Annotated in this window: 9 protein-coding genes; 4 read left to right on the top strand and 5 right to left on the bottom strand. The window is 69.4% G+C overall.

The features are described from left to right. A partial coding sequence (locus OXN85_15740) for a hypothetical protein (GenBank protein ID MCY3601420.1) occupies window positions 1-238 on the bottom strand: 238 nt, incomplete at its 3' end. Window positions 239-364: 126 nt separating this feature from the next. After that, window positions 365-1,354 (bottom strand): NAD(+) diphosphatase, encoded by a 990-nt coding sequence (gene nudC, locus OXN85_15735; GenBank protein MCY3601419.1) that lies wholly within the window; start codon window positions 1,352-1,354, stop codon window positions 365-367. Window positions 1,355-1,411: 57 nt separating this feature from the next. Between nudC and OXN85_15730 the strand changes: the two genes are divergently transcribed. The 3 genes from OXN85_15730 (at window position 1,412) to OXN85_15720 (ending at window position 2,875) form a co-directional block, all read left to right on the top strand. Then, on the top strand, window positions 1,412-2,104 hold the full coding sequence (locus OXN85_15730) for a haloacid dehalogenase (protein MCY3601418.1): 693 nt from the start codon (window positions 1,412-1,414) through the stop codon (window positions 2,102-2,104). A 94-nt stretch (window positions 2,105-2,198) separates the two neighbouring features. Continuing rightward, window positions 2,199-2,447: a type II toxin-antitoxin system prevent-host-death family antitoxin gene (locus OXN85_15725; GenBank protein ID MCY3601417.1), complete on the top strand. Its 249-nt coding sequence runs from the start codon at window positions 2,199-2,201 to the stop codon at window positions 2,445-2,447. Beyond that, window positions 2,447-2,875 carry a type II toxin-antitoxin system VapC family toxin gene (locus OXN85_15720; GenBank protein MCY3601416.1) on the top strand — a complete coding sequence of 143 codons (429 nt, stop codon included), beginning with the start codon at window positions 2,447-2,449 and terminating at the stop codon, window positions 2,873-2,875. Before OXN85_15725 ends, OXN85_15720 begins: the two co-directional genes overlap by 1 nt. Here OXN85_15720 and OXN85_15715 read toward each other — a convergent pair. After that, a complete protein-coding gene (locus OXN85_15715) occupies window positions 2,832-3,686 on the bottom strand; it encodes an alpha/beta hydrolase (protein MCY3601415.1) in 855 nt (284 codons plus the stop codon). The genes OXN85_15720 and OXN85_15715 overlap by 44 nt on opposite strands. Before the next feature lie 32 nt (window positions 3,687-3,718). Continuing rightward, window positions 3,719-4,573: a carbon-nitrogen hydrolase family protein gene (locus OXN85_15710; protein ID MCY3601414.1), complete on the bottom strand. Its 855-nt coding sequence runs from the start codon at window positions 4,571-4,573 to the stop codon at window positions 3,719-3,721. A 156-nt stretch (window positions 4,574-4,729) separates the two neighbouring features. On the opposite strand from OXN85_15710, the gene OXN85_15705 reads away from it, so the two are divergent. Continuing rightward, window positions 4,730-5,470, top strand: a complete 741-nt coding sequence (locus OXN85_15705) for an SOS response-associated peptidase (GenBank protein MCY3601413.1) — start codon at window positions 4,730-4,732, stop codon at window positions 5,468-5,470. A gap of 30 nt (window positions 5,471-5,500) precedes the next feature. Here the strand turns inward: OXN85_15705 and OXN85_15700 are convergent, their stop codons facing one another. Next, complete coding sequence (locus OXN85_15700; GenBank protein ID MCY3601412.1) at window positions 5,501-6,388, bottom strand: DUF481 domain-containing protein; 888 nt, start codon at window positions 6,386-6,388, stop codon at window positions 5,501-5,503. Window positions 6,389-6,505 lie beyond the last annotated feature (117 nt).

Here is a 6,505-nt window from a genome sequence, read left to right as displayed (position 1 = left end):
CGAGGTCCGCCAGGGTGGAGTGGAGCAGCCGCCGGTTCAGTTCCGGAAGGTCGAGATCCTGCAAATCGGAGATGCGGACGATCTTCACGCCCGCGGAATCGGTCGTGGAACTGGTCGGGGAATCCGCTCCAGAGTCGAGCCGGTTCGTCTCTTGGGCTGCGTCCCGGCACCCGAACCCTGCGAGGGCCAGGGCCGAGAGGACGAGACATCGTGCGGCCTGCTGGACGGCCTCCTGCATCTGATCTCCTCAATCCCGGTTCGGCCGGAGAGTCGGGGGAATCGACGCCTTGCGTGCGGTCCTCCACCGTACGTCTTCGGCCGTGAGTTTTGTTGCGCGCGCGGATAAGCTCTAGACTACGGGACGCTACCCTGTGAGCCAGTCCTCGATGAGGCGGCGGGAGATCGAGACGCGACCGGGGAGCCGGAGGCCGATTTCGCGGCGGCGGGCGAAGTCGGCGCGTTCGAACCAGCGCGCATCTGCGAGTTCCTGCCGCGCGACGGTGAGTTCGCCGCCCACGCGCTCGGCCCGAAAACCGAGCATCAGCGACGCCGGGAAGGGCCACGGCTGGGACGAACGATAGCGGACCGAACCCACCTCGATGCCCGACTCCTCAAGAACCTCGCGGACGACGGCTTCCGACAAGCTCTCACCCGGCTCCACGAAGCCGGCCAGGGTGGAGTAGACGCCCTGCGGCCAGATGTCCTTCCGCCCGAGGAGACAGCGGTCGCCGTCGGTCACGAGGACGATGATGGCCGGATCCGTGCGCGGAAAATGGTCGGCTCCGCACGCTTCGTCGCCGCACCGCCGGACGTGTCCTCCCTGCTCCGGCCGGGTCGGAGCGCCGCACGTTCCGCAGAAACGGTGCCGACGGCTCCAGGTGACGATCGCGCGGGCGTAGGCCAGGAGCGAGCCGTCTCCCTGCCCCATCATCGCCCCCACGCCGCGGAGATCGAGGAACTCGCCCGCCCCGTCGAGCGGGCGATCTGAAGCCGGCCCTTCCCCGGCTTCCCCGGCCTTCCCGACTTCCGGGGACACCTCGGCGGCGAACAGCGCGCGGCCACCGCTCCGTCCCTCTTCGAGTCCGAGAAAGATCCACTCCTCGGGTGGTTCCGAGGCGGAGGCCGCGACCGCGGGCGGAAGGAGTACCGGCTCGTAGGCCAGGCCGTCCGCTTTCGCCGCGATCTCCTGCGCCGCCTGGGACACCAGGCTGCGCTCGCGCGACACGGGGACAACGCGCGAGGCCGGGTCGGACAACCGGTCGGCGAGCCACCGGGGATCGGCTCGCAGGTGGGTGGCGCGGTCGAGGCCGCCGCCCGCGAAGGGGTTCGGTCTCCGGTGGCCCTCCCCTGCCACGCCCGATAAGATCTCGCCGGCCGACATGGGGGGAACGTAGCGATTACGAGGGAGAACATGTACAGCTTCGAGGGGACGGCGGGACCGGGCACGCTCCTTACGTTCGATTGTTACGGCACTTTGATCGACTGGGAGGGCGGGATTCTCGCCGCGCTCCGGGCGGCGTACCCGGAGGCGGCCGCGGTGGGGGATGAGCGGCTCCTTGGCGAGTTCCACGCGGCCCAGAACCGGCTCAAGACGAGCGAGTACCGCCCCTACCGGCGGCTGCTGACCGAGACCTCGGTGGAGGTCGCGCGCGCGAACGGATGGGATACGGCGGACGAGCCGGCGGCCTGCGTCCCCGCGAGCATTCCCTCGTGGCAGCCCTTCCCCGACACGAATCCGTCGCTCTCGCGCCTCGCCACGGCGGGGGTCACGCTGGGGATCCTCTCGAACATCGACGACGACCTGCTCGCCGGGACGCTGAAGCACTTCGAGGTCGAGTTCGGTCTCCTCGGCACGGCCCAGCGGCTGCGCAGTTACAAGCCGGCCGCGCCGCACTTCGAGCGCGGGCGGGAGTGGGCCGCGGGCTTCGACCGCTGGCTGCACGTGGCGCAGAGCCTCTTCCACGACGTCGTCCCCGCAACCTCGCTCGGCGTCCCCGTGCTGTGGGTCAACCGCAAGAGCGAGTCCCGCCCGCACGACGCCGACCCCGTACACATCGCGCCCGACCTGGCCGCCGCCGCCGCATGGCTCCTTCCGGCCGAGTGACGCAAGCCTCGTCCCCCGTGCTTTCCCCGACGCGGTCGCCCAGCTATAATTAGACTAGTCGTATCGTCCGGTCTAAACTCGAAAGGGGGATGGGATGGACCGCATCGGGGCGTACGAAGCGAAGACACACCTGCCGCGGCTCCTGGACCGCGTAGCGGCGGGAGAGTCCCTTACGATCACCCGGCACGGTCACCCGGTCGCCCGGCTTGTCCCCGTCGACGAGGACGACCGCACCCGGGCTCGGGAGGCGGCCCGCCGCATCCTCGAGCGCCGTAAGCGCCTGCCCAACCGCGCGTCGATCACCGAGCTCATCGAGACGATCCATGAGGGGCATAGGTATTAATGACCCTTGTGATCGATGCTTCGGTCGTTCTGGCCTGGTGCCTTTCGGACGAAGACGATCCGCTGGCTGAGTTGGCGATGCGGCTGACTCTGGAACACTTCGCCGTCGTCCCTCGGATCTGGTGGTACGAAATCCTGAACGGCCTCACTGTCAACAGACGCCGAGGACGCATGAACCAGGACGATGTGCCGGCTACGCTCGCGGACCTCAAGGGAATGCGGATACTGACCGACGAGGAGCACAGCGACGGCGTGATCCTCGATCTCGCTTGGCGGCACGGCCTTTCCATCTACGACGCCGCTTATCTTGAGACTGCGCTGCGCCGCTCGTTGCCGCTGGCCACGCTTGATGGCCGACTTCGGCGGGCGGGCGAGGCAGCGGGGGTCACGGTGCTCCGGAGACGAGACGGTCCAGGACGTCGCGGGTGAAGCGGTGGAGTTCCCGCCACAGTACTTCGTGCGAGAAGATGTCGTTGTGCCCTGCCCCCGGGATCTCGAGCCACCGGCGGGGGCCCCGCAGCGCATCGAACACCTCCCGGCTCTGGCCGGGCGGAATGACCCGGTCCTCCTCGCCGGCGGCGACGAACGTCGGCACCTCGATCCGCGGCGCCCTTTCCAGCGTGTCGAAGCGGTTGTGCAGCCAGTCCAGATACCAGTCCGGGAGCCACGACAGGCGGTGCCGGGCGATCGCCGCGGTGTGCGTGAACGGCCCGAGCAGGACGACGCCGGCCACCGGGCGGCTCACCGCCAGCTCCGCCGCCACGGAGCTTCCGAGGGAGTTCCCCAGGGGAATGAGCCGCGCGGGATCGACGCTCCGCTCCTCCACCAGCCACCGGTACGCCGCTCTCGCATCCGCGTAGAGACCCTCCTCCGAGGGCTTTCCCTCGCTCGCGCCGTAGCCGCGGTAGTCGGGCAGAAGGATGTCGAGTCCGAGGTTCGAGAGCGCCGCCGCCACCGTCCCGCGGTCTCCCAGGTGCCCGGCGTTGCCGTGGAAGTAGATCGCGGTCCCCCGTCTGGACTCCGGCGGGTCGGCGGGAAACCACCACGCGTGCAGCTCGACGCCGTCTTCGGTCGGGATGCGGACCTCGGTGGCCTTCGGGAATCCCCAGTATCGCGGGTGCGTCTCGTGCGGCTGCAGTGTCTCCGGATAGAAGACGAAGAAGGGGACGATCCGGGGCATGAAGAGACGGACGACGGCCATCAGACCGACGAGCGCGACCACGACGATGAGGAGTTCCACGAGCGGGAGCCGGCGGCGGCGGACGGCCGGAGTCAGCGGCCGGGCACGGACGACGCCGTGGCGAGGCGCTCGGTCCAGCGCGCGTACACGTCGGGGCGGCGATCCCGCCAGAACAGGCGCCGGGCGGTGGAGGCTGCGCACCGCGAGAGGTCCACGTCGGCGTAGAGGATCGCCTCCTCCCCTCCCGGCGCCCGCGCGAGGACGACGCCCTCGGGGTCGACGACGAACGACTCTCCGGCGAAGGTGAGACGGGGCTCCGCGCCGACGCGGTTGGCCAGCGCCGCGAAGTAGCCGTTCTGGAAGGCCGCCACGCGCACCTCGGCCTCGAACAGCCCCTCGGGCCACTCTCCGACCGCCCCGGCCTGCGGGATGACGACGAGTTGCGCCCCATGTTCTCCCAAGCGCCGCATGTACTCGGGATAGTGGCGGTCGTAGCAGATCGCGACGCCCACGCGCCCCACGGCGGTGTCGTAGACGAGCGCGTCGGTGTCGCCTTTCGCGTAGTAGTGCTGTTCGTGGAAGCACGCGTACTCGGTGATGTGCATCATTCGCGTGACGCCGAGCAGCGAGCCGTCCGCGTCGAAGACGGGCGTGCTGTCGTAGCAGCGCCCGTCGGGCCCGAGTTCGTACTGGTTGAACACCGTGACGAGACCGAGTTCGGCGGCGCGCGCGGCGACGCGGTCGCAGGTGGGACCGGGGATCGGCTCCGCGATCTGCGCGGCGCCGGGGTCGTCCGGCCGCTGGGGAAAGAAGCGGTCGATCGCGAGTTCGGGGAACGCCACGAGCTCGGCGCCTTCGGAAGCGGCGCGCCCCATCGCGGCGAGCGCGCGTTCGAGGTTGCGGGTGCGGTCGGGACCCGCCGACTGCTGTACAAGTGCGATCTTCATCTTGTGAATGTCCCTCGCTCTATGTCCTTCGCATGGATCGTTCGCGTTCGGAAAGGGCGACGTGCCTCGGTCGCCCGGAACGGAGGATTGTCGGAGCGCGCGCCGGCACCCGCAACGGGGTCCCCGGATCACGTCGGGCTTCGTTAAGTTGCTCCCATGTGCGGACGATTCAGCCTTCAGACCCCGGTTCCGGAGCTGGCGGAACTCTTCGAGGCCGATCCTTCGCGGCTCGAGGCATGGGTCGCCCGCTACAACGTGGCGCCTACGGACGAGGTCATCGCGCTGCGGCGGAGCACCGGCGGCCGGGAACTCGTTCCGCTTCGCTGGGGACTGATCCCGAACTGGGCGGAGGATCGCGCGTCGCTCCCGCCGATGATCAACGCCCGCGCCGAGTCGCTCGAAACCCGCCGCGCGTTTCGAGACCTCGTCATCGACCGCCGCTGCGCCGTCCTCGCCGACGGCTTCTACGAATGGCGGAAGGAGGGCGGCCTGAAGCAGCCGTACCTCATCCGGCGCCGGGATCGGAGACCGATGGCGCTCGCCGGGCTGTGGGACGTGTGGCGCGGACCGGACGGCACGATCCCCTCGTGCACGATCGTCACGACGGACGCGAACGAGTTGCTCGAACCGCTGCATGACCGCATGCCGGTCATCCTCGAGGGCAGGGGCGCGCAGATGTGGCTCGATCTCGACATCTCCGAGCGCACCATGGAGCCGCTCCGGCCGTTCGACGCGGAGGCGCTGGAGGTGTTCGCGGTCAGCCGCCGGGTGAACCGCGTGGCCACGGACGATGCGGCCTGCGCGGAGACGCGCGGCGCTCCGATCCGCGATCCGTCAGGCTGGCGCGAGCGTCCCCCGGTCGGCGATGCGCCCCCCGACCAGCTCGGGCTCTTCTGACGCCGGGGTCTCCGCCCGCGCTGCGTTTCCCTAGAAACTGGCGACCAGCGCGATCGTCAGCGTGGAGTCCAGCTTGTGGCGCGGGACGAGGACCGTCTCCCCGGTCGGGGTCCCCGCAGGCTGCTCGAGAGGAGCGCGGGTGAGCGCGGGCGCGTTGTCCCACGCGAGCCGCAGGCCCGTCTTCACGGCCAGCGAACTGTTGATGTCGACCGCGAGGGAGTTGGCGAGGTCGGCGCGCAGGTCCGCCGTATCCGTGAGGTTCTCGTCCAGCGTCAGCGTGCTCTCGAGATTGGCGGTCTCCGTCAACTGGCGACGGAAGTTGGTGGAGACGCGGATTCCGCCGAAGCTCGAACTCCGGTCGGGATCGTCGACGACATCGTCCTGCATCGTGAACGTGACCCCGTAGTCGCTCTTGAGCCGGGTCCGGTCGGTGTCAATCCACGTGTTCCCGATGCCGCCCACCAGGGAGAGCTTGCTCTCATACCCGGCGAAGGTGTTTCGCTCCCACCCCGCGCCGGTCGTGAGGTGGACCTGATCCGAGAACGAACGCTCGAATTCGCCGCGCGCGAAGTAGTTCTCGGCCGTCGGCTCCGTGGCGGCGTCGCTCGTCACGGTGAAGTGGTCCGGAGTCCCGACGGCGACGCGGCGGGTCGTACCCGACTCCGTTCGGAGCCCTCCCGCGCTGAGGGACAGCTCTCCCCCGCCCCATTCGCGCCGGGCGCCGCCGCCGAGCCCGAACGTCCGCACCGTGGAGTTCCCCGACGTGAAGAGCAGGCTCAGTTCCGCATTGTAGGACCAGCGGATCTCCGCTTCCTCCCGGACTTCTTCCTGCAGAGACGCGGCCGGAGCGGCAGCCGGCACCGCGGCCAATACAGGCAGCGCCGTAACGGCGGCGCCCAACCTCACGCCCCTACTCACGAACGACTTCATGTTCCTTACCCTTCAGATACGTTGCTTGACACGAGGCTGGCCGGACGCGCTTCGGCGGGCCAGCTTCATCCGACCGTACTATCCGTTCCCCTTCGAGGAGTTCCA

It is taken from the genome of Candidatus Palauibacter australiensis, assembly GCA_026705295.1.
GTDB classification, from domain to species: Bacteria; Gemmatimonadota; Gemmatimonadetes; order Palauibacterales; family Palauibacteraceae; genus Palauibacter; species Palauibacter australiensis.
The sequence above is the reverse complement of the archived record's forward strand: the minus strand, read 5'-3'. Positions and strand labels throughout refer to the sequence as shown.